This window comes from Macrococcus brunensis, assembly GCF_004359615.1.
GTDB lineage: Bacteria > Bacillota > Bacilli > Staphylococcales > Staphylococcaceae > Macrococcus > Macrococcus brunensis.
Genome location: NZ_SCWA01000010.1, coordinates 42107 through 65227 on the forward strand (window position 1 = coordinate 42107; position 23121 = coordinate 65227).

The 23121-nt window shown below is 42.9% G+C and carries 21 protein-coding genes; 18 read left to right on the top strand and 3 right to left on the bottom strand.

The features are described 5' to 3' along the window. The first annotated feature begins 6 nt into the window (after positions 1-6). The 18 genes from hslU to ERX27_RS06735 all read left to right on the top strand — a co-directional run bounded on the left by hslU (position 7) and on the right by ERX27_RS06735 (position 20644). Positions 7-1392, top strand: coding sequence for an ATP-dependent protease ATPase subunit HslU (gene hslU, locus ERX27_RS06650; RefSeq protein ID WP_133432055.1), 1386 nt, complete (start codon positions 7-9; stop codon positions 1390-1392). Between the two features lie 13 nt (positions 1393-1405). Then, positions 1406-2179 carry a GTP-sensing pleiotropic transcriptional regulator CodY gene (gene codY, locus ERX27_RS06655; protein ID WP_133432056.1) on the top strand — a complete coding sequence of 258 codons (774 nt, stop codon included), beginning with the start codon at positions 1406-1408 and terminating at the stop codon, positions 2177-2179. 153 nt (positions 2180-2332) lie between these two features. After that, on the top strand, positions 2333-3103 hold the full coding sequence (gene rpsB / locus ERX27_RS06660; protein ID WP_133432057.1) for a 30S ribosomal protein S2: 771 nt from the start codon (positions 2333-2335) through the stop codon (positions 3101-3103). Between the two features lie 126 nt (positions 3104-3229). Then, positions 3230-4111, top strand: coding sequence for a translation elongation factor Ts (gene tsf, locus ERX27_RS06665; RefSeq protein ID WP_133432058.1), 882 nt, complete (start codon positions 3230-3232; stop codon positions 4109-4111). A 149-nt stretch (positions 4112-4260) separates the two neighbouring features. Then, positions 4261-4980: a UMP kinase gene (gene pyrH, locus ERX27_RS06670; protein ID WP_133432059.1), complete on the top strand. Its 720-nt coding sequence runs from the start codon at positions 4261-4263 to the stop codon at positions 4978-4980. Between the two features lie 17 nt (positions 4981-4997). Continuing rightward, positions 4998-5555 carry a ribosome recycling factor gene (gene frr / locus ERX27_RS06675; protein ID WP_133432060.1) on the top strand — a complete coding sequence of 186 codons (558 nt, stop codon included), beginning with the start codon at positions 4998-5000 and terminating at the stop codon, positions 5553-5555. Between the two features lie 111 nt (positions 5556-5666). Continuing rightward, positions 5667-6416, top strand: coding sequence for an isoprenyl transferase (locus ERX27_RS06680; RefSeq protein ID WP_133432061.1), 750 nt, complete (start codon positions 5667-5669; stop codon positions 6414-6416). Next, complete coding sequence (locus ERX27_RS06685; protein WP_133432062.1) at positions 6413-7201, top strand: phosphatidate cytidylyltransferase; 789 nt, start codon at positions 6413-6415, stop codon at positions 7199-7201. Before ERX27_RS06680 ends, ERX27_RS06685 begins: the two co-directional genes overlap by 4 nt. Before the next feature lie 8 nt (positions 7202-7209). Then, positions 7210-8340: a 1-deoxy-D-xylulose-5-phosphate reductoisomerase gene (gene dxr, locus ERX27_RS06690; protein WP_133432063.1), complete on the top strand. Its 1131-nt coding sequence runs from the start codon at positions 7210-7212 to the stop codon at positions 8338-8340. A 3-nt stretch (positions 8341-8343) separates the two neighbouring features. Next, entirely contained in the window at positions 8344-9624 is a 1281-nt protein-coding gene (rseP, locus tag ERX27_RS06695) for an RIP metalloprotease RseP (protein ID WP_133432064.1), read from the top strand. A 14-nt stretch (positions 9625-9638) separates the two neighbouring features. Continuing rightward, positions 9639-11342, top strand: coding sequence for a proline--tRNA ligase (locus tag ERX27_RS06700; protein WP_133432065.1), 1704 nt, complete (start codon positions 9639-9641; stop codon positions 11340-11342). A gap of 79 nt (positions 11343-11421) precedes the next feature. After that, a complete protein-coding gene (locus ERX27_RS06705; RefSeq protein WP_133432066.1) occupies positions 11422-15726 on the top strand; it encodes a PolC-type DNA polymerase III in 4305 nt (1434 codons plus the stop codon). Between the two features lie 113 nt (positions 15727-15839). Then, positions 15840-16307, top strand: coding sequence for a ribosome maturation factor RimP (rimP, locus tag ERX27_RS06710; RefSeq protein WP_133432067.1), 468 nt, complete (start codon positions 15840-15842; stop codon positions 16305-16307). A 15-nt stretch (positions 16308-16322) separates the two neighbouring features. Further along, positions 16323-17384 (top strand): transcription termination factor NusA, encoded by a 1062-nt coding sequence (gene nusA, locus ERX27_RS06715; protein WP_133432068.1) that lies wholly within the window; start codon positions 16323-16325, stop codon positions 17382-17384. Positions 17385-17395: 11 nt separating this feature from the next. Further along, a complete protein-coding gene (gene rnpM / locus ERX27_RS06720) occupies positions 17396-17680 on the top strand; it encodes an RNase P modulator RnpM (protein ID WP_133432069.1) in 285 nt (94 codons plus the stop codon). Continuing rightward, a complete protein-coding gene (locus ERX27_RS06725; protein ID WP_133432070.1) occupies positions 17677-18006 on the top strand; it encodes a YlxQ family RNA-binding protein in 330 nt (109 codons plus the stop codon). Before rnpM ends, ERX27_RS06725 begins: the two co-directional genes overlap by 4 nt. Beyond that, a complete protein-coding gene (gene infB / locus ERX27_RS06730) occupies positions 18003-20174 on the top strand; it encodes a translation initiation factor IF-2 (protein ID WP_133432071.1) in 2172 nt (723 codons plus the stop codon). Before ERX27_RS06725 ends, infB begins: the two co-directional genes overlap by 4 nt. A 104-nt stretch (positions 20175-20278) precedes the next feature. Beyond that, positions 20279-20644: a hypothetical protein gene (locus ERX27_RS06735; RefSeq protein ID WP_133432072.1), complete on the top strand. Its 366-nt coding sequence runs from the start codon at positions 20279-20281 to the stop codon at positions 20642-20644. A 30-nt stretch (positions 20645-20674) separates the two neighbouring features. Here the strand turns inward: ERX27_RS06735 and ERX27_RS06740 are convergent, their stop codons facing one another. The 3 genes from ERX27_RS06740 to ERX27_RS06750 are packed head-to-tail and all read right to left on the bottom strand — an operon-like array spanning position 20675 to position 23057. Next, positions 20675-21565, bottom strand: coding sequence for a metal ABC transporter solute-binding protein, Zn/Mn family (locus ERX27_RS06740; protein WP_133432073.1), 891 nt, complete (start codon positions 21563-21565; stop codon positions 20675-20677). Further along, positions 21562-22380, bottom strand: a complete 819-nt coding sequence (locus ERX27_RS06745; RefSeq protein WP_133432074.1) for a metal ABC transporter permease — start codon at positions 22378-22380, stop codon at positions 21562-21564. Before ERX27_RS06745 ends, ERX27_RS06740 begins: the two co-directional genes overlap by 4 nt. Beyond that, positions 22377-23057, bottom strand: coding sequence for a metal ABC transporter ATP-binding protein (locus tag ERX27_RS06750; RefSeq protein ID WP_133432075.1), 681 nt, complete (start codon positions 23055-23057; stop codon positions 22377-22379). The genes ERX27_RS06745 and ERX27_RS06750 overlap by 4 nt, the downstream gene beginning before the upstream one ends. Between the last annotated feature and the right edge of the window lie 64 nt (positions 23058-23121).

Consider the following 23121-nt stretch of genomic DNA (forward strand, 5'->3'; position numbering starts at 1 on the left):
GAGACTATGAATCAAAAACTGAAATTGACACCTAAGGAAATCGTAGCTGAACTGAATGCGCATATCGTGGGTCAGGAAGAAGCGAAGAAAAAAGTAGCGATTAGTTTACGCAACCGCTATCGTCGCTCGAAACTGGATGACCAGCTGCAGCAGGAAATCATCCCGAAAAATATTTTGATGATGGGACCAACCGGCGTGGGTAAGACTGAGATAGCCCGCCGTATTGCCCGCCTGGTCGGTGCACCCTTTGTTAAAGTAGAAGCAACGAAGTATACCGAAGTAGGATACGTCGGACGTGACGTCGAAAGCATGATCAGAGATTTAGTTGAAAATGGAATTCGACTGGTCAAAGAAGAGAAGAAGAAAGAAGTTTTAGATGAAGCCACTAAACAGGCAGATGAACGCCTCGTTCAATTACTGGTGCCTGCTATCAAGAAGAAGAAACAGAGTGGTTCAAACCCATTTGAAGCACTTTTCAGTGGTCAGATGCCAATGATGGATCTGCCTGAAGAAGAAGAGGTTACGCCTGAAGTATCAACGAAGCGACAGGACATCAGACGCCGCCTGTTAGCAGGTGAATTAGAAGAAGAAGTCATCAAGATTAAAGTCGAGCAGGAACAAAGTCTTCCGTTTGGTATGGATATGCCTGGTAACAATATGCAGGATATGCTCAGTCAGATGATGCCGAAGAAAAAAGTGGAAAGAACACTGACCGTTCAAAAAGCGCGTCCGATTCTAATTGATGAAGAAGCGGGTAAACTGATTGACCAGGAATCCGTCAATCAAGAAGCAGTCCAGCTGACAGAACAGCTCGGTATTGTTTTTATCGATGAGATCGATAAGATTGCCGGCAGCTCTGAAAGAGGACAGGATATTTCCCGCCAAGGCGTACAGCGCGACATTCTGCCGATTGTAGAAGGCAGCGTGGTACAGACTAAATATGGGGCGGTCAATACAGAACATATTCTCTTTATAGGTGCAGGCGCTTTCCATGTCTCTAAACCAAGTGACCTGATTCCAGAACTACAAGGTCGTTTCCCGATCAGAGTCGAACTGAACAAATTATCAGTAGAAGATTTTGAAAAGATCCTGAGAGAACCTAAACTCTCGCTCTTACGTCAGTACGAGAGTTTACTAGCGACGGAAGACGTGACGATCTCATTTACTGACGAAGCGATTACACGTCTTGCTGAAATTGCATTTGAAGTCAATCAGGAAACGGATAACATCGGTGCAAGACGTCTTCATACGATCATGGAAAAAATGCTTGAGGATTTATCATTTGAAGCACCTGAAATGCCGAATGCTCATGTTGAAATAACGAAGCAGTATGTTGAATCAAAACTTGGTTCGATTGCAAAAAATAAAAATCTCAGCGAATTTATACTCTAAAGGAGAGCATAAAATGTCTTTATTAAAGAAAACACGTGATATCAACAAATTATTACAGGAACATGAAGGACTAGCAGTCGATTTTAAAGAAATGGCTGATCAGCTGGGTAGCGTGATGCAGTCGAATGTCTTCATCATCTCTCGTCGCGGTAGAATTCTTGGCTTCGGTGTCAACGAACTTCTGAAGAATGAACGCATCATCAAAATGCTTGAAGAGCGTCAGATTCCTAAAGAATATACTGACTACATTCTTAAAGTAGAAGAAACAGAATCCAATATTCCTCTCGAAAATAAATTGACCGTCTTTCCACCTGAAAATGAGAATCTCTTTAAAGAGAGTATGACTACGATTATTCCTATTAAAGGTGGCGGCACTCGATTAGGTACACTTGTACTGGGTCGTGTGGACAAAGATTTTGTCGAGAATGATTTAGTGCTCGGCGAATATGCCGCAACAGTCGTCGGCATGGAAATCCTGCGTGAAAAACATACAGAAATCGAGCAGAAAGCCCGTGACAAAGCAGCAATTACAATGGCCATCAATTCTCTGTCTTACTCTGAGAAAGAAGCGATTGAGCATATCTTCGAGGAACTGAATGCGAATGAAGGGCTGCTTGTCGCTTCAAAAGTAGCGGATAGAGTTGGTATTACACGTTCAGTAATCGTCAATGCACTGCGTAAACTTGAAAGTGCAGGCGTCATTGAATCACGATCACTTGGTATGAAAGGAACATTCATTAAAATCAAGAAAGAACAGTTCCTGAAAGAACTTGAAAACAGCCATTAATATGGTTGTTTTTTTTTGTTCAATGTGATATATTAGTAAACGGCTTTTAAAAAAGCTAATTCACACACTATAGCTAAGTATTTCAGTGGTGCAGCATCATGCTGTTCTGGAATTGCCTGTAGTGGCGGAATAAACCAATAGGAGGAAAATAAAATGGCAGTTATCTCAATGAAACAATTGTTAGAAGCTGGTGTACATTTTGGACACCAAACTCGTCGCTGGAACCCAAAAATGAAGAAATATATCTTCACAGAAAGAAACGGTATCTACATCATCGACCTTCAAAAAACAGTGAAGAAAGTTGAAGAAGCTTACAACTTCATGAAATCTGTTGCTGAAGAAGGCGGTACTGTATTATTCGTTGGTACTAAAAAACAAGCGCAGGAAGCAATCAAAGAAGAAGCTGAGCGTTCAGGTCAGTTCTACATCAACCAACGTTGGTTAGGTGGAACATTAACGAACTACAAAACAATCAACAAACGTGTAAAACGTATTGCTGAAATCGAAAAAATGGAAGCAGACGGTACTTTCGAAGTCCTTCCTAAAAAAGAAGTCGTTGAGCTTAAAAAAGAATACGATCGTCTGATCAAATTCTTAGGCGGTATCCGCGATATGAAATCTATGCCCTCAGCTATCTTCGTTGTTGACCCTCGTAAAGAGCGTAACGCGATTGCTGAAGCTAAAAAATTACACATTCCAATCGTTGGTATCGTTGATACAAACTGTGATCCTGACGAAATCGATTACGTTATCCCTGCAAACGACGATGCTATCCGTGCCGTTAAACTTTTAACAGGTAAAATGGCAGATGCGATTCTTGAAGCAAAACAAGGCGTTTCAGATGAAGAAGTTGCAGCTGAGCAGAACATCGACTTAACAGAAGCAAAAGCTCCAGCAACATCTGAAGAAACGACTGAAGCATAATAAACTAAGGTGATAAGTTTACTTATCACCTTTTTTAAAGAAATCATGTAAATATTTCGCCTTTTGGCTGACAATTTAGTATGATTAATGAGTGAAGAACATTACTTTTATCTGGAGGAATTATTCATGGCAATTACAGCACAATTAGTAAAACAACTTCGTGAAAGAACTGGCGCAGGTATGATGGACTGCAAAAAAGCATTAACTGAAACAAATGGTGACATTGATGCAGCAGTAGACTACTTACGTGAAAAAGGGATCGCTAAAGCAGCTAAAAAAGCGGACCGTATCGCAGCTGAAGGTACAACTTATGTAGCTTCTAAAGGTAACGATGCAGTTCTTTTAGAATTAAACTCTGAGACTGACTTCGTTGCACGTAATGAAGGTTTCCAAGCATTAGTAAAAGAAATGGCAGATCACATCTTAACTTCTAAACCAGCTGATGTTGAAGCGTTAATGGCTTCAGAAATGTCAGACGGTAAAACAGTTGAAAATAAAATGAACGAAGCAATTTCAACAATTGGTGAAAAATTAACGTTACGTCGTTTTGTTCTTGCAACTAAAACAGATGCTGACACATTTGGTGAGTACTTACACATGGGCGGCCGTATCGGTGTTCTTGCTGTAGTAGAAAACTCAACTGACGCTGAAGCAGCAAAAGACGTTGCAATGCACATTGCAGCACTTAACCCTAAATTCGTTTCTCGTGAGCAAGTTTCTGCTGAAGAACTTGAGCATGAAAAAGATATCTTAAAGCAGCAAGCATTAAATGAAGGTAAACCTGAAAATATCGTTGAAAAAATGGTTGAAGGTCGTCTTCGTAAATACCTTGAAGAAATCTGTGCAGTCGATCAGCCGTTCGTTAAAAACCCTGATCAGACAGTTGCTGAATTCCTTAAATCAAAAGGTGGCTCTTTAAAATCATTCGTTCGTTACGAAGTGGGTGAAGGTATCGAGAAACGTCAAGATAACTTCGCTGATGAAGTAATGGGTCAAATCAACAAATAATATTAGACAGACACGATGATTCAATAAGATGATTCGTGTCTTTTTTTAAGCATTAACAGATTAGTCATTAACTGATATAATACATATAGTTTGTGCGCTTCTTTCAATAAAGAAGAGTTAAAATAAACGAGCGAAAGGGCGGAATAACAATGGATACATCTAAATATAAACGAGTCGTACTGAAATTAAGTGGAGAAGCATTAGCAGGAGATACGGGATTCGGTATCAATCCCGTTATCATTAAAAATATTGCGAAGCAGGTCGCTGAAGTGGCAACAATGGACTGTGAAGTGGCTGTTATTGTCGGTGGCGGCAACATCTGGCGTGGTAAAACTGGCAGCGACCTCGGCATGGACCGTGGTACAGCCGATTACATGGGGATGCTTGCAACAGTGATGAATTCACTTGCCCTGCAGGATAGTCTTGAGCAGCTTGATTGTGATACACGTGTTCTGACTTCAATCGCGATGCAGCAAGTAGCAGAACCTTACATCAGACGCCGTGCAATCCGCCATCTGGAAAAAGGACGTGTCGTTATTTTTGCAGCCGGCATCGGCAATCCATACTTCTCAACTGATACAACTGCCGCTCTTCGTGCAGCAGAAATGGAAGCAGATGTCATTCTGATGGGTAAAAACAATGTAGATGGTGTGTACTCAGCAGATCCGAAACTCGATCCGACAGCGAAAAAATATGAGAAACTGACGTATATTCAGATGCTGCAGGAAGGTCTGCAAGTCATGGATTCAACGGCAAGCTCGTTCTGTATGGACAACGACATCCCGCTCGTGGTATTCTCAATTATGGAGGATGGTAACATTAAGCGTGCCATCATGGGAGAAGAAATCGGTACAACGATAACAAAATAAGTGAGGAGTTATTTCTTATGACGAAAGAGATCATCAATGAAACAAAAGACAAAATGCAAAAGAGTATTGACAGCTTAACTCGTGAGTTTGCAGGCATCCGTGCAGGACATGCCAGCGCAAGCTTACTTGACCGCGTGTCTGTTAATTACTATGGTGCAGATACACCTGTACAACAGCTTGCAGGTATTTCAGTACCTGAAGCAAGAATGCTTGTAGTGACACCTTATGACAAATCTTCTATCGATGATATCCTTAAAGCAATCAATATGGCTAATTTAGGTGTCAATCCAACTTCTGACGGTACAGTAATCCGTATTACAGTGCCAGCACTGACAGAGGAACGTCGTAAAGAGTTCGTAAAAGAAGCGAAAAAAGAAGCAGAAAACGCAAAAGTGGCTATCCGTAATATTCGTCGTGATGCTAACGATGAACTGAAAAAAGCTGAAAAATCTGGTGAACTGACTGAAGATGATCTTCGCAGCTACACAGAAGATGTTCAGAACTTAACGAATGACCATATCAAGAAAATTGATGACTTAACAGCGGCTAAAGAACAGGATATTATGGCTGTCTAATAACTGGGGGCTGATGTTTCACTTATTGTGAGACATCGGCTCTTTTTTTGTGGTTAAATAGAAGAGTAGATATGTTAGAATGAAGTTTAGTATCAAAGTTGGAGGACCGCTATGTTTAATATATTTAAGAAGAACGCTTCTCAAACCATCGAACATGACGTTGTGCCGGAACATATTGCTATCATCATGGATGGCAATGGCAGATGGGCTAAAAATAGAAAGATGCCTCGTGTGAAAGGGCATTATGAAGGCATGCAGACGGTCAAAAGAATTACGACTCATGCTAGTCAGATTGGGGTTAAATACCTCACGCTTTATGCGTTTTCGACTGAGAACTGGTCGAGACCGAAAGAGGAAGTCAATTACTTGATGAAATTACCGGTTGATTTTCTGGCTTCGTTTCTACCGGATTTAATGAAAAATAATGTGAAAGTAGAATCTATCGGTTTTATCGAACAGCTGCCAGAGCATACGAAAGAAGCACTTTACAAAGTTCAGCGGGAAACAGAGAATAATACGGGAATGAAGCTGATCTTCGCATTGAATTATGGGGGGCGGAAAGAAATCGTCGCTGCTGTGCAGCTGCTGGCAGCTGCCTATAAAAACAATGAGATTCAACTGGATGATATCGATGAGGAACGTGTCGGACAGGCACTCTTTACACGAGATTATCCCGATCCGGAGCTATTGATCCGCACTTCTGGAGAAAAACGTCTCAGTAATTTCATGCTCTGGCAGACTTCATACAGTGAATTTGTTTTTGATGAAAAACTTTGGCCGGATTATGCACCAGAAGACCTTGATCACGCGATTCATACCTACTGTAAGAGACAGCGGAGATTCGGAGGGCTGAATGGATGAAGACTAGAACAATAACAGCGATTATCGCAATGGCAATTTTCTTACCGATTGTCATTTACGGCGGAATTCCTGTGCTGCTGCTCTCATACTTACTCGCAATCGTCGCGCTTAAGGAAGTACTGAACATGCAGCGTATCAAGCTCTATTCACTACCTGGTCTGATCAGTACTGCAGCGCTCTGCCTGATTATGTCGCCTGCGCGCAGTCGAATTGTAGAAAGTGACTACCAGGTCCCTTTTTTGATTATTATCAGCCTGATTCTGCTAAGCCATACAGTGATTTCTAAAAACCGTTTCTCATTCGTTGATGCGGCATTCTGTATGCTGGCGGTAGCTTATGTCGGTATCGGCTTTATGTATTTCTACGAAACAAGACATCACGGGCTGCATTATCTCCTTTTTGCGCTGCTTGTGGTATGGTTAACAGATACAGGTGCATACATATTTGGACGTTTATTCGGCAAACGTAAACTATGGCCGGAAATCAGTCCCAACAAAACGATAGAAGGCTTTATTGGTGGAATAGCGAGCAGTACGATCGTCGCAATTGTCTTTGCACTTAACTATGAGATGCCGCTCGGACTGGTCCCGCTCATCTTTGTAACATGGTTGTTCAGTATAGCCGGTCAGTTAGGTGATTTAGTGGAATCTGCATTGAAACGAAATTTCGGCGTGAAAGACTCAGGGACATTGCTGCCAGGTCACGGTGGTATATTGGACCGTTTTGACAGCCTGATATTTGTTCTGCCGTTGATCAATATCTTTTTAATTAACTTTCAGAGTTAGGTGATGACATGAAAAAAATAGGAATTTTAGGTGCGAGTGGTTCAGTTGGCATGCAAGGATTGGATATTATCCGTCAGCATCCGGAAGAATACAAGCTTGTAAGTTTTGCTGTAGGGCGTAGTATAGACCTTGCAATTAATATTATCGAGGAGTTTAAGCCCGCTATCGTCTCTGTCCAGAACGCAGAAGATAAAAAAGTATTGGAGAAATACGACATTGAAGTTGTGCACGGTGAGGAAGGACTTCTTGCTGTAGCCGGCTATTATGAAAACGATATGCTGCTGAATTCCATTTTAGGCAGTGTGGGACTACGACCCACTCTGCATGCGATAGAACAGGGGATTGATATTGCGCTAGCCAATAAAGAGACACTCGTTGTTGCAGGGGAAATAGTCATGCAGCATGCGAAAAAGTACGGCGTTAATATTCTGCCTGTTGATTCTGAGCATTCAGCGATTTTTCAGTGTTTAAACGGTGAGGACCCGAAAAATATTGAGAAGATCATCATTACAGCAAGCGGTGGTTCTTTCAGAGATAAAACGCGCAGTGAACTCGAGAATGTCACACTTGAAGATGCGCTTAACCATCCGAACTGGTCAATGGGTCAGAAGATTACGATTGATTCTGCGACGATGATGAATAAAGGACTGGAAGTCATCGAGGCGAAATGGCTCTTCGACTTGCCGGTTGAGAAGATTGAGACTATTCTTCATAAAGAGAGCGTCATTCATTCGATGGTTGAGTTTAATGATACGAGTGTCATGGCTCAGCTCGGCACGCCGGATATGCGGATGCCGATTCTATACGCATTCAGCTATCCAGATAGACTCCCTCGTCAAGGTGAACGTCTTAACTTAGCGAAGTTCGGGACTTTGGACTTCAAGGAGATGGACTTCGAGCGCTTCAGATGTCTGAAGTTCGCCTACGATGCGATTAAGATCGGTGGCACAATGCCTGTTGTCATGAATGCTGTCAATGAAGTCGCCGTGCAGATGTTCTTAAACGGAGAGATCAGTTTTCTTGATATCGAGCGACTGATTGAGCGAGAGATGGAGCAGCATGAAGTCATCCAGCATCCTGACCTGGAAACGATACTGAAAGTCGACGCGGATTATAAATCGCGTCAATATGAGGTGTAAAGTATGATAGGGATTATCGCATTTATATTTGTCTTTGGGTTATTAGTGACTGTCCATGAGTTTGGGCATTTATACTTCGCTAAAAGAGCGGGTATTATGTGTCCTGAGTTTGCGATTGGTATGGGACCCAAAATATTCTCTTACAAGAAAAACGAAACACTTTATACGATTAGAATGCTACCGGTCGGCGGATACGTTATGATGGCCGGAAGCGGTATGGAACAGAATCCATTGACAGCAGGACAGACGGTCAGCATTAAACGTAATACTGCAGGTGAAGTGACGCATGTCATCTTAGATGATCAGCATCAGTTCAGACAGATTGAACAGCTGGAAGTGGAAGACAGCGATTTTGAAGATGGTCTCTTTATAGAAGGTATAGACAGTTATACGAATGAACGCGTGCGTTATACACTGGCTGATGAAGCTTACTTCGTGCGTGAAGGTGACCTCGTGCAGATTGCACCACGCCACCGCCAGTTTAAAAATAAAAAACCGTGGCCAAAATTTTTGACGCTTTTTGCTGGGCCGCTGTTTAACTTTTTACTGGCACTCGTCATTTTCATTGGTCTCGCGTTTGTATCTGGTACACCGACAGATAAACCGATCATCGGTGAAATTTTAAAAGACAGCCCGGCAGATAAAGCAGGACTCGTGATGAAAGATAAAGTTCTGGAGATTGACGGTCAAAAAATCGATAAATTCGAAGATATGGGTCCACACTTAAAAGATGGAGAGACTCATGAATTTCTGATTGAACGAGACGGTCAGAAACTGACTAAGTCAGTGACTCCGAAGAAGATGGAGTACCGTGAAAAAACTAAAACACTTAAAAAGTATGCTATCGGTGTGAATCCGATGATGACACATGATAATTTCCTTGCACCATTTAAATATGGTTTTTTCAAAACAATTGAGATGATGTCTCTTATCTTCATGCTGGTAGGTCAACTCTTCTCCAGTATATTCACGGGACACTTCAGCTTCGATATGCTGAACGGACCGGTCGGTATTTATAAGAATACAGAGAAGGTTGCATCGCTGGGTATCCTGTCACTATTATCATGGGCAGGAATGCTGTCTGTGAACTTAGGGATTATGAACTTATTGCCGATTCCAGCTCTTGACGGCGGCCGCATTCTCTTTGTCATCTATGAGGCAATCTTCAGAAAGCCTGTTAACAAAAAAGCGGAAGTTGTCATTATTACTGCTGGTGCTGTTTTCTTATTCTTTGTCATGATTATGGTGACATGGAACGATATACAACGATATTTCTTTAATTAATAGGAGGTTAAGACATGAAACAATCTAAAATGTTTATTCCGACATTACGTGAAGTGCCTAATGATGCGGAATCTAAAAGTCATCAGCTTTTACTGAAAGCAGGTATGATTAAGCAGATCGCGAGCGGGGTCTACAGTTATTTACCCATTGCTAAACGCGTACTTAATAAGATAGAAGCGATTGTGCGTGAAGAAATGGAAGCTATAGACGGCGTCGAGATTCTGATGCCGGCACTGCAGCCATCTGAGCTGTGGCAGGAAAGTGGACGCTGGCCAAGCTATGGTGCTGAACTGATGCGTATGACAGACCGTCACGGTCGTGAGTTTGCGCTCGGACCAACGCACGAAGAGATCATCACGTCCTTAGTGCGTGATGAACTGAAGTCTTATAAGAAGCTTCCGGTGACGTTATTCCAGATCCAGAATAAATTCCGTGATGAAAAACGTCCTCGATTTGGTCTACTGCGTGGACGTGAGTTCATCATGAAGGACGCTTACAGCTTCCACGCGACAGAAGAGTCACTGGACGAGACTTATCAGGATATGTATCAGGCATACAGCAATATCTATAACCGCGTCGGTCTTAAGTTCCGTCCGGTCATTGCAGATAGTGGTGCGATCGGCGGCAGCCATACACATGAATTTATGGCGCTTGCTGAAATCGGTGAAGATACGATTGCTTATACAGAGGGCAGTGACTATGCTGCAAACATTGAAAAAGCTGAAGTTGTTTATACGCCGAATGTTCAGTATTCAGCAGAAACGGCACTTGAAAAAATTCATACACCAGGTGTCAAGACAGCGCAGCAGCTGGCAGACTTACTTGGTAAACGACTTGATGAGATCGTTAAGTCGATGATCATCAAAGTAGACGATCGTTTCGTCATGTTCCTGATACGCGGTCATCATGAATTAAACGACGTCAAAGTGAAATCTTTCTTTAGTACTGAAGTGGTTGAAATGGCGACTGAAGCAGAGATTGAAGGCATTATGAACGCGAAGCCGGGTTCACTCGGTCCAGTCGGCGTGACGAAGATTGATATCTATGCAGACAATGCGGTACAGGATATCAACAACCTTGCAGTAGGTGCCAATGAGACAGATTACCATTATATCAATGCGAATGCAGGTCGCGATTTTAAGGTTAAAACTTATGGCGACTTCCGCTTCATCTTAGAAGGTGAAGAAGCGGCTGATGGTAGTGGTCCTGTTAAGTTTGCAGAGGGGATTGAAGTCGGTCAGGTCTTTAAGCTGGGCACAAAGTACTCTGAAGCGATGAAGGCGACATTCCTGAACGAACAAGGGAAAGCACAGCCAATGATTATGGGCTGCTACGGTATCGGCGTCTCCCGTACACTGAGTGCTGTCATTGAACAGCATCATGATGACAACGGCATTATCTGGCCGAAATCAATCACGCCATTTGATATCCATGTGATCTCAGTCAACCCGAAACAAGAGGCTCAACGACTGCTTGCAGACCAGCTTTACACGGACTTCTCTAAAAACTATCAGGTTCTTTATGACGACCGTCAAGAACGTGCAGGCGTTAAGTTTAACGATGCAGACTTGATTGGGGTACCGCTTCGTATCGTCGTCGGCAAACAGGCGGCAGATGAAATTGTTGAAGTGAAAGTTCGTCAGACGGGTGAGTCATTTGAAGTCCCTGTCAGTGAACTGGCTACTAAAATTGAAACTTTATATCAAGACTTAGCTTAAAAATTTGCTATAATAGAACTAACTTAAGTAATGCGCTTTTTGGCGCGTTACTTTTTCATTTTATAAAGGTGGTCATGGCGTGAATAAAGAAGAAAAATTTAAGGTTTTGCTGTCTCAGCTGAAAATGACAGAGGCCTTTCCAGCTGAACTGGATGGATGCACGCTTGAACGTCTGGACATCTCAGAAAAAGAACGCCAGTGGTTCTTTCATATCAAGAGTCCGGTCATTTTTCCGGCAGATGTCTATATGCATTTTCTGAATGAGATGAAGAACGCGTTCGGCCATATTGCGACTGTTGACTTTCAAATATTAGCAGCTGATCAGTCTGATAAACTTGATAAAGTTAAAGACTATCTCCATCACTGCGTTGAACAGACAGCCTTAAGCCCGAATCTTAAAAGACAGCTGAAACAGAAGAAATATATCTTTTCAGGCGACGTCATCAGATTCATCGTCAATAATGAAGTCGAGCAGCAACATCTTGAAAAATCTTGCAATGGTTCTCTTTTGAAAGCATTTAAGAAAGCAGGCTTCCATTTCGACAAGATTGTATTCGAGATTGACGATATGGACCAGCAGCGTGAACTGGAATCCCTGGAAGCAACCATCCAGGAAGAAGATACGACAAGTGCTATTCAGACTCGGGAACGGGTCGCAGAAATGCAGAAACAACGTGCTGAAGAAGATAGTGATGAAGTGACAGAAGCATCTATCGGTAAGGATATCAACATTGAGTCCATCCGGCCGATTTCATCCATTATCGAAGAAGAATATAAAGTGGCGATTGAAGGGGTCATCTTTGATGCAGAGATCAAGGAACTGAAAAGTGGACGTTACATCCTGCAGCTCAAAATCACTGATTACACGGATTCTCTGACACTAAAAATGTTCAGCCGTAATCGTCAGACGAAGAATGACCTTGAACACTTTAAGGCATTGACACCTGGAAAATGGGTACGTGCGCAGGGGAAAATAGAAGAAGATACGTTTATCCGCGATCTGGTGATGATGATCAACGACATCCATGAGATTAAACGCTCTCCTCGTAAAGATAAATCAGAAGAAAAACGTGTGGAATTTCATCTGCATTCCAGTATGAGTCAGATGGATGGTATCACGCATATCGGAAAATATGTGGCGCAGGCTGCTCAGTGGGGACATAAGGCGATTGCGGTGACCGATCATAACGTCGTGCAGGCTTATCCGGATGCTCATGCCGCAGCTGAAAAGAACGGCATTAAAATGATCTACGGTTTAGAAGGCATGCTCGTTGATGAAGGAGTGCCCATCACTTATCATCCGATAGATCGAAACTTGAACTCAAGCAGCTATGTGGTGTTTGACGTAGAGACGACCGGTCTCAGTTCGCAGTACGATAAAATTATTGAGCTCGCAGCAGTCAAGGTTCAGAACGGTGAAATCATCGATAAATTTGAAAGTTTCAGTAATCCTGGTGAACTGTTGAATGAAACGATTAAACAACTGACTGGCATTACTGATGATATGCTCGTCGATGCACCGCCGATAGAGGACGTGCTGCCGCGTTTTAAGGAGTGGGTCGGCGATGCGATTTATGTCGCTCATAACGCGAGTTTCGATATGGGGTTCATTGATACAGGTTATGACCGTTTAGGACTTGGAGCCAGCGAGAACGGGGTCATTGATACGCTCGAACTGTCACGGACGATTAATACAGAGCTCGGCAAACATGGTCTGAACTTCCTGGCGAAGAAATACGGTGTTGAACTGACACAGCACCATAGAGCGATTTATGATGCGGAGACGACTGCGCATATCTTTGTCAAGATGCTGAAACAGATGGAAGAACGCGGTGTGACTAATCATCAGGAGATCGATCAGAAGTTGTCTAATCAGGATGCGTATAAACGTGCGCGTCCTGTACACGTCACGCTTATCGTGCAGAATCAGACAGGACTTAAAAATCTGTTCAAGATTGTTTCGGAGTCTCTCGTTCATTATTATTACCGCACGCCGCGTATAACGCGCAGCCTGCTGGAAGAGAATCGTGAAGGGATACTGGTCGGCAGTGCCTGTGACAACGGTGAGATATTCACCGCTGTCATGAACAAGGACCAGTCAGAAGTTGAGAAAGTGGCCCAGTTCTATGACTATATAGAAGTTCAGCCGAAAGCACTCTATCAGCATCTTCTGGCACGTGATTTAATCCGTGACAATGAAACGCTGGAAGAAATTTATCACCGTATTATTGATGTAGCAGACAAACTGGATAAACCGGTTATCGCAACAGGGAATGCCCATTATCTGCATCCGCATGACAAGATTGCGCGTGAGATACTCGTCGCAAGTATGCCGGGGAATCCGCTTAATAAAAGTGGTTTTCCGGATGCTCATTTCAGAACGACAGACGAAATGATGGACGACTTCATGTTCCTCGGTGAAGATAAGGCTTATGAGATTGTCATCAAGAATACGAATGAGCTTGCAGACCGCATTGAACGCGTCGTTCCAATCCGTGATGAACTTTATACACCGTCAATTGAAGGCGCAAATGAAGAAATCCGTGAAATGTCATACGCAAATGCACGTAAACTTTACGGGGATGACCTTCCTGAAATAGTCGTCGCACGACTTGAGAAAGAACTCGCCAGTATCATCGGTAACGGTTTCGCCGTTATTTATCTCATCTCACAGAAACTCGTTAAAAAGTCTCTGGATGACGGTTACCTGGTCGGTTCAAGGGGGTCCGTCGGCTCAAGTTTTGTAGCGACCATGACAGAAATCACTGAGGTCAATCCACTGCCGCCGCATTACATCTGTCCGAAGTGTAACGAAAGTCATTTCTTCGACGACGGGTCTGTCTCCAGTGGCTATGATTTACCCGATAAAAAGTGTGAGAAATGTGATGTTCCTTTTATCAAGGAAGGACAGGATATCCCGTTCGAGACTTTCCTCGGCTTTAAAGGTGATAAAGTACCCGATATCGACTTGAACTTCAGCGGGGAATATCAGCCTCAGGCTCATAACTATACGAAAGTGCTGTTCGGTGAAGATAAAGTATTCCGTGCCGGAACGATTGGTACTGTAGCCGAGAAAACGGCGTTCGGTTATGTCAAAGGCTACCTGAATGACAACAGTATGCACAAGCGGGGTGCCGAAGTTGACCGGCTTGTTCAGGCCTGTACAGGTGTGAAACGGACGACGGGTCAGCACCCGGGTGGTATCATCGTTGTCCCTGAGAACATGGATATCTATGACTTCACGCCGATACAATTTCCGGCAGACGACCAGAACTCAGCCTGGAAAACCACACACTTCGACTTCCACTCGATTCATGACAATCTTTTGAAGCTTGATATACTGGGTCACGATGATCCAACGATGATCCGCATGCTGCAGGACTTATCCGGTATTGATCCGAAGACGATTCCGATGGATGACAAAGAGACGATGAAAATTTTCTCAGGACCGCAGAGTCTCGGCGTCACAGAAGAAGATATTATGTGTAAGACCGGCACATTCGGTGTACCGGAATTTGGTACAGGATTCGTGCGTCAGATGCTTGAAGATACTAAACCGAGCACATTCTCGGAGCTTATTCAGATTTCAGGACTGTCGCATGGTACAGACGTCTGGCTTGGCAATGCGCAGGAACTGATCAGAACCGGTACTTGTGACCTGTCTGGTGTAATCGGTTGTCGAGATGACATCATGGTTTACCTGATGTACGCTGGGCTGGAACCATCACTCGCATTCAAAATTATGGAGTCAGTACGTAAAGGTAAAGGACTGTCAGAGGACTTTGAAGCAGCGATGAGAGAAAATAAAGTACCGGAATGGTATCTCGAATCATGTAAGAAAATCAAATATATGTTCCCGAAAGCCCATGCCAGCGCCTATGTGATGATGGCACTCCGTATCGCCTATTTTAAAGTGCATCATCCGCTGTATTACTATGCTGCATATTTCACTGTCCGTGCTTCTGACTTTGACCTGCTCACGATGACAAAGGACAAAAATACGATTAAAGCAACTGTGAAAGATTATTATGCACGTTACCATGATCTGTCGAAAAAAGAAAAAGATGTTCTGACTGTACTTGAACTCTCTAACGAAATGGCGCAGCGCGGTTTTCGCATGCAGCCAGTCTCGCTTGAGAAAAGTCAGGCATTTGACTTTATTATTGATGGAGATACGCTCATTCCACCTTTCAATGCAGTACCGGGACTTGGTGAGAACGTTGCTAAAAGAATTGTAGCGTCACGCGATGAAGGTCCGTTCCTGTCTAAGGAAGAACTGAACAAAAAAGCAGGTGTTTCTCAGAAGATAATCGATTATCTGACGATGCTTGGTTCGCTTGAAAATATGCCGGATAAAGCACAGCTCAGCATCTTTGACTTATAGAATTGAAGCATTTTGAGACATGTGTTATAATAATCATGCTTAACAAAATACTCTATTGACGAAAAGAGTGGGATATCCCGCTCTTTTCTTCTTGTCAGACTAAGGAGGCATATATGAGCAAAATTACAGAACGTGTTGAAGAGATTGTGACGCCTATTGTTCATGATTTAGGTTTTGAGCTTGTTGACGTTGAATACGTGAAAGAAGGGCCGGACTATTATCTCCGCATCGCCATTGATAAAGAAGGCGGTGTTGATATTTCAGACTGTGCACTTGCCAGTGAGAAAATCAGTGAAGTGATGGACAAGGAAGATCCGATTGCGGAAGCTTACTTTATGGATGTTTCATCTCCAGGTGCTGAACGGCCGCTGAAAAAAGAAGCAGATTATACAGCAGCAGTCGGTCATCCGGTTTACGTCAAATTATACGAGGAAATCGGTGGCGACAAAGAGTGGCTCGGTGAACTTATTAAATTTGATGCTGAGACGGTGACGATGTCTGTCAGAATCAAAACACGTACAAAGGAAATTGAACTGCCACGCAAAAAAATTGCAAAAATCAGACGTGCAGTCATTCTTTAATTAACGGAGGACAAAATGAAAAACAATGAATTATTAAACGCTATTGATTTTCTTGAAAAAGAAAAGAGTATCCCGCGTGAAGTGCTGATTGAGACGATTGAAGCGGCACTGATTACCGCTTACAAAAAGAACTACAACTCAGCCAATAATGTTCGTGTTGAACTGAATATGGATAACGGCAGCTATGCGGTCTATTCCCGTAAAGATGTAGTAGAAGAAGTTGAAAACCCACGTGATCAGGTTTCATTAGAGATGGCACTTGAAACAAACCCTGCTTATGAAGTAGGTGATATCTTCGAAGAGAACGTAACCCCTTCAGACTTCGGCCGTGTCAGTGCGCAGGCTGCGAAACAGGCCGTGATGCAGCGTCTGCGTGATGCAGAGCGCGGTATTCTGTACAATGAATTCATCGATAAAGAGGATGATATCATGACAGGTGTCATCGACCGTGTCGATCATCGTTATGTCTATGTCACACTGGGCAAAACAGAAGCGGTCTTATCAGAAGCAGAACGCAGCCCGAACGATGTTTATCGTCCGACTGAACGCATCAAAGTCTACGTTAATAAAGTAGAACAGACTACTAAAGGACCACAGATTTTCGTGTCCAGAAGTCATCCAGGGCTGTTAAAACGTCTCTTTGAACAAGAAGTACCGGAAATATTTGATGGTACTGTTGTCGTGAAGTCAGTTGCGCGTGAAGCAGGCGACCGTTCTAAGATCAGTGTTCACTCAGAAAATCCTGATATCGATGCAGTCGGTGCATGTGTCGGTGCTAAAGGTGCACGTGTCGGTGCCGTTGTGGATGAACTGGGCGGCGAAAAAATTGATATCGTTGAGTGGAGCGCAGATCCGAAGACTTTTGTTAAAAATGCACTCAGTCCGTCACAAGTGGTGGATGTGCTCGTTAACGAGGAAAATCAGTCTACTACTGTTATCGTTCCTGACTATCAGCTGTCACTTGCTATCGGCAAACGTGGCCAGAATGCCCGTTTAGCAGCTAAACTGACAGGCTGGAAGATTGATATCAAGAGTGAGACAGACGCTAAAGAAGCGGGTATCTACCCAGTCGAATAAGGGGGAAGATGATGAAACAGAAAAAAATTCCCATGCGTAAATGTATTTTAAGCCAGGAGATGAAACCGAAGCGTGAGATGCTGCGTGTTGTTCGTTCGAAAGAGGGCGAAATCGCAGTCGATCCGACCGGTAAAGCGAATGGTCGCGGTGCATACGTATCTATGGATCTACCAATTATCGAAGAAGCGCGCAAAAAGAAAAGACTTGAACAATTTTTTGAAGCAGATACAGAGACATTGAATCCGATATACGATGAACTGATACGTCTCGTCTATCGTTCAATGATACCTAAATGAGTCTGAAAGATCGTATCTTAAACCTGCTCGGGCTTGCCATGCGTGCGCGCAAACTTGTGACAGGTGAAGAACTGGTTATAAATGAAGTGAGACGGGGTAAAGTCAGATTAGTGATTTTATCAGAAGATGCTTCAGCGAACACACAAAAAAATATCATGAATAAATGTCAGTCATACCATGTGAAATGTCTGCAGTTCGGCTCGCGACATGAACTTGGATGGGCTATCGGTAAGGATGAACGTGTCATCATCGGTGTGCTTGACTCAGGCTTTGCGAAAAAGTTGAAAGACATGATTCATGAAAGTGATGAAGGAGAGAACCTATGAGTAAACAAAGAATATATGAATATGCTAAAGAAGTAGGCAAAAGAAGTAAGGATATTATCGACGAACTTCAGAAAATGGGTATTGAAGTAACGACTCATATGAAGACTTTAGAAGATAAAGAAATCAATAATCTGAATAAAATCTTCAAAAAAGATGCAGTGAAAGCTGGATCTAAACCAGAGCAGCCTAAAAAAGCGGAGACAACTCAAAATAAACCGCAGAACACTCAGAATAAACCTGCTCAGAACAACCAGAATCGTAACAATAAACCGGGACAGAATAAACCGAACAATCGTCCGGGACAGAACAACAAACCGAATAACCGACCAGGTCAGAAAAATAATAAAGGCAAAAAAGGTAAAAATCAAAAGCCTCAGACGCCACCACCAGCACCTGTCGTGAAGGAAACACCTTCTAAAATCACTTACACAGAAGGCATCACAGTCGGTGAACTTGCTGAAAAATTAAACAAAGATGCTTCAGAAATCGTTAAAAACTTATTCATGGTGGGCATCATGGCGAACATCAACCAGCCACTGACTGAAGAAGCGATTGAACTGATCTGTGACGAATACGGTGTCGAAGCAGAACTAGAAGTCATCATTGATGCAACAGACCTTGAGACGTACTTCGAGGATGTTGACGCGGATGATGCTGATAAAGAAGAACGTCCACCTGTTGTTACAATCATGGGTCACGTCGACCACGGTAAAACGACACTTCTTGACTCTATCCGTAATACACGTGTCACTGCTGGAGAAGCAGGCGGTATCACGCAGCATATCGGTGCGTATCAGATTGTCAATGAAGGCAAAAAAATCACGTTCCTTGATACACCTGGTCACGCGGCTTTCACTACGATGCGTGCACGTGGTGCTCAAGTAACAGATATCACGATTCTAGTCGTGGCAGCAGATGATGGTGTAATGCCACAGACGATTGAAGCGATCAACCATGCGAAAGCAGCAGAAGTACCTATTATCGTCGCAGTTAATAAAGTCGATAAACCAACAGCTAACCCGGACCGTGTTATGCAGGAACTCGGTGAGCATGGTCTCTACCCAGAAGACTGGGGCGGCGACACAATCTTCGTTCAGCTGTCTGCATTAACTGGTGACGGTATCGATGATTTACTTGAAATGATTCAGCTTGTAACAGAAGTTGAAGAATTAAAAGCTAATCCAAAACGTACTGCTTTAGGAACTGTTATTGAAGCAGAACTTGATAAATCTCGTGGACCAGCTGCATCGCTGTTAGTTCAGGATGGTACGCTTGAAATCGGTGATTCTATCGTTGTCGGTAACACGTACGGTCGTGTCCGTGCGATGGTCAATGACTTAGGTAAGCGTATTAAAACGGCTGGCCCGTCTACACCGATTGAAATTACAGGTTTGCAGGATGTACCACTTGCAGGTGACCGCTTCGTCGTCTTTAAAGATGAGAAAAAAGCTCGTCGTATCGGTGAAGCCCGTCAACAGCAGAACATCATGGCTCAACGTCAGGAAAGTCAGAAAGTTTCTCTTGATAATCTCTTTGAACAGATGAAACAAGGCGAAATGAAAGACTTAAATGTTATCATTAAAGGGGATGTGCAAGGTTCTGTAGAAGCACTTGCAGCGTCACTCATGAAAATTGATGTAGAAGGCGTTAACGTTCGTATCATTCATACAGCAGTAGGGGCAATCAACGAATCAGACGTTACATTAGCATCTGCTTCTAACGGTATCATTATCGGTTTCAATGTACGTCCGGATGTCAATGCGAAACGTGCAGCTGAAGCAGAGAAAGTAGATATGCGTCTCCACCGCATCATCTATAAAGTAATCGAAGAAATCGAATTTGCGATGAAAGGGATGCTGGATCCTGAATTTGAAGAGAAAGTGATTGGACAGGCTGAAGTACGTCAGACAATCAATATCTCTAAAGTCGGTACAGTAGCCGGTTCATACGTGACAGACGGTAAAATTACGCGTGACGCTAGCGTCCGCATCATCCGTGACGGTATTGTGGTCTACGAAGGAGCAGTTGATGCACTTCGTCGATTCAAAGACGATGTAAAAGAAGTCACAGCTGGATACGAATGCGGTATCACGATTGAAAACTTCAACGATATCAAGGAAGGCGACATCTTCGAAGCCTTCGTGATGGAAGAGATTAAACGCGTATAAAACATTAAAAGCTATCTTCTTAATGGAAGATAGCTTTTTTTAGTACATACATTTAAATGTAAAAAGAGTATAATAGAGCAAAGTAAAGTTTGACGGAGGGGTATATGGCATATATTAATTTTATTATGGGATGGAAGAATCAGGACCTTCAGGTTCTAAAAGAGATTTGTGACCCGGGCCTTAAAGTCTTTTTCGTGGACAGTGATAATCAGCAGATTGAATATGATTATCATCAGTTTATTAATCTGCTCGATATTCGATTTCAAAATGTACAGGACTGGCAGTTTGATATTATCAACAGATATAATCGTTATGATGAGGAACTGATATTGTCAAATGTCACGCGAGAAAATAGTCAGCAGGAATTGATTGAGCCTTTGGCGTTCTGTATTTTTACGTTCAAGAAATCTAAGGAACCGAAACTGATCAGGATGTATATGGAAACTAAACTGAATCAGCAGAAATATTGAAACCCTCCACTTTACAAGTGGAGGGTTATGTTATTTCATACCATCATGAATCGTCACAATATTATGCTCCATCATTTTATAGTAGGAATTCGTAGCCTTATCCTGTCCTATAGAATCGGTCAGTACTTCACCGAATATTTTTTTGCCGATTTCATCACTTAAAGCATTCATGCTGCGTTTATCGACACTTGTTTCAACAAAAAGGTGTTTGACAGAATGTTTCTTTACGTAGTCGACAGCCTGTTTCATCTGTTCAGGTGTACCCTGTTTTTCAGTATTGATTTCCCATATATAGTGATGGTGGAGACCATAATCTCGACTGAAATACTTGAATGCGCCTTCACTCGTAATCAACTGCTTTTGGTCTTCGGGTATGTCGTTAAACTTAGCGGCATATTTTTTATCGAGTGACAGAAGTTTCTCTTTATACTGCTCTGCATTTTTAGCATAATCCTGCTGATGAGACGGATCTTGTTTGATCAACGCATCCTTGATGACATCCACGTAAAGAACACCATTTTTAATACTGAGCCAGGCATGTGGATCGACTTCCCTGCCATGTTCCAGTCTGATAGTATCAACATCTTGACTTGCCGCTACGACAGTATCGTCTTTGATAGACTTTCCTGCCTGGTCAAGGGCCTGATTGAACCATCCATTCCCTGTTTCCAGATTAAGGCCATTATAAATGATAACATCTGCCTGTTCCAGTGCTGCAATGTCCTGTGGCTTAACTTCATACTCGTGCGGATCCTGTCCGACTGGAACAATAGATTTTACATCCGCAGCCTGTCCTGCTATTTGTCTCGTCATATCATAGAGTATCGAATTGGTCGTTGTTACTGTCAGTCTATGCTCTGCTTGTTTTCCGCAGGCTGTCAGAGTAAGTAATAGAGTCAAAATAAGAATTATTTTTTTCATCCAAATTTCCTCCTGATGGTTTGTGTTATAAAGATAATGGCATAAATACTGCATGCCACTATGACAATTGCTGCACCGCTCGGTACATTATAGATAAAACTGAGATAAATGCCGATAATGGCGCTGATCAGTCCTATGGTTGAAGCAGTTATCATCATGGCGTGCAAAGATTTCGTGATGAGATAGGCTGCTGAAGCGGGCGTGATCAGCATGGCCACAACCAGGATGATTCCGACTGTCTGAAGACTGACCACTGTGACAAGCGCCAGCATCAGCATGATGATGTACTGCCAGAGTTTTGGACTTAGGCCATTCATTTCAGCGAATATGGGATCAAAAGTTGTCAGTTTTAGGGGCGTGTAACAGGCGATGATGAAGGTGAGGACAACCAGGCTGACAGTCAGCGTCATCCAGAAATCCTGCTTTGAGACAGTCAGTATATTACCGAAGAGCAGATGATAAAGATTGGTTGCTGAATTGACCATACTGATGATAATGACGCCGATAGAGAAAAAGGTCGTAAAAGTGATGCCGATTGCAGCATCTCTTTTTGTTTTTGAGTATTCAATAAGAGTGCTGATCACTGTACTTGTCAGTAGACCACTTATCAGGGCGCCGATGAAAGTGGGGATACCGAGTAAGTAACTGATTGCAACACCCGGCAGTACAGCGTGACTCATAGCATCACCCATCAGACTTAAATTCCTAAGAACGATGAGGCAGCCGACTGCACCTGATACTATACCGACGACAGCTGCAGTGATCATTGCACGACTTAAAAACTGATAAGACAGAATCGCATCGAGAAAAGTCATCGTTTTTCCTCCTCTGGAAAATAGACGGTTTTCAGGTTGGCATCTGTCAGAATTTCAGGACCGCCTGTCTGAATCAGTTTCTTGTTGAGTAAGAGTATTTCATCAAAGAGTGTACGCGCACTTTCAATATCATGATGAACAATGAAAACTCTTTTGCCGTCGTTCTTTAGTTTGAAAAGCATATCTGTGATGATGGCAGTACTCGTATAATCGATGCCTACAAAAGGTTCATCCAGAAAGTAGACCTCACGCTCTGCCATAAGGGCCCGTGCAAACAGAACACGCTGCAGCTGACCGCCACTTAAAGTGTCCAGCGTGCGAGTTTTTAAATCCGTGAGTCTGAACTGTGCAAGCTGACGCTCCAGGTTTAAGCCTTTTTCTGCTCGATAGGCCCCTGAACGAACGACTGCTTCAACTGTTATAGGAAATGTGACATCGATACTCGACCGCTGTGGTATGTATGAGAATAATCGTCTGCACTCCTTCATTTCTTTCTGATGATAGGTCGCTGTTCCCTGGTGTTTAAGGAAACCTAGCATGCTTTTGATGAGTGTCGACTTACCCGCACCGTTTGGTCCCATGATGCCGATGATTCCAGAAATATTCTGCTGATAGCAGATGTCATCAAGTAGTCGCTTTCCATCAATAGTGACCGTCAGATGATTAAGATGAATCATAGTTTTTACCTCCTTAATTCATAATTTAGGTTAACCTAAAAATATAATGAGGTCAAATAAAATG

Coding starts and splice junctions, on each gene's coding strand:
- hslU (WP_133432055.1), top strand. CDS start 7: ATGAATCAAAAACTGAAATTGACACCTAAGGAAATCGTAGCTGAACTG.
- frr (WP_133432060.1), top strand. CDS start 4,998: ATGACGAAAGAGATCATCAATGAAACAAAAGACAAAATGCAAAAGAGT.
- ERX27_RS06725 (WP_133432070.1), top strand. CDS start 17,677: ATGAGTCTGAAAGATCGTATCTTAAACCTGCTCGGGCTTGCCATGCGT.
- pyrH (WP_133432059.1), top strand. CDS start 4,261: ATGGATACATCTAAATATAAACGAGTCGTACTGAAATTAAGTGGAGAA.
- nusA (WP_133432068.1), top strand. CDS start 16,323: ATGAAAAACAATGAATTATTAAACGCTATTGATTTTCTTGAAAAAGAA.
- dxr (WP_133432063.1), top strand. CDS start 7,210: ATGAAAAAAATAGGAATTTTAGGTGCGAGTGGTTCAGTTGGCATGCAA.
- rseP (WP_133432064.1), top strand. CDS start 8,344: ATGATAGGGATTATCGCATTTATATTTGTCTTTGGGTTATTAGTGACT.
- ERX27_RS06700 (WP_133432065.1), top strand. CDS start 9,639: ATGAAACAATCTAAAATGTTTATTCCGACATTACGTGAAGTGCCTAAT.
- ERX27_RS06680 (WP_133432061.1), top strand. CDS start 5,667: ATGTTTAATATATTTAAGAAGAACGCTTCTCAAACCATCGAACATGAC.
- infB (WP_133432071.1), top strand. CDS start 18,003: ATGAGTAAACAAAGAATATATGAATATGCTAAAGAAGTAGGCAAAAGA.
- codY (WP_133432056.1), top strand. CDS start 1,406: ATGTCTTTATTAAAGAAAACACGTGATATCAACAAATTATTACAGGAA.
- rpsB (WP_133432057.1), top strand. CDS start 2,333: ATGGCAGTTATCTCAATGAAACAATTGTTAGAAGCTGGTGTACATTTT.
- ERX27_RS06735 (WP_133432072.1), top strand. CDS start 20,279: ATGGCATATATTAATTTTATTATGGGATGGAAGAATCAGGACCTTCAG.
- tsf (WP_133432058.1), top strand. CDS start 3,230: ATGGCAATTACAGCACAATTAGTAAAACAACTTCGTGAAAGAACTGGC.
- rimP (WP_133432067.1), top strand. CDS start 15,840: ATGAGCAAAATTACAGAACGTGTTGAAGAGATTGTGACGCCTATTGTT.
- ERX27_RS06750 (WP_133432075.1), bottom strand. CDS start 23,057: ATGATTCATCTTAATCATCTGACGGTCACTATTGATGGAAAGCGACTA.
- ERX27_RS06685 (WP_133432062.1), top strand. CDS start 6,413: ATGAAGACTAGAACAATAACAGCGATTATCGCAATGGCAATTTTCTTA.
- rnpM (WP_133432069.1), top strand. CDS start 17,396: ATGAAACAGAAAAAAATTCCCATGCGTAAATGTATTTTAAGCCAGGAG.
- ERX27_RS06745 (WP_133432074.1), bottom strand. CDS start 22,380: ATGACTTTTCTCGATGCGATTCTGTCTTATCAGTTTTTAAGTCGTGCA.
- ERX27_RS06740 (WP_133432073.1), bottom strand. CDS start 21,565: ATGAAAAAAATAATTCTTATTTTGACTCTATTACTTACTCTGACAGCC.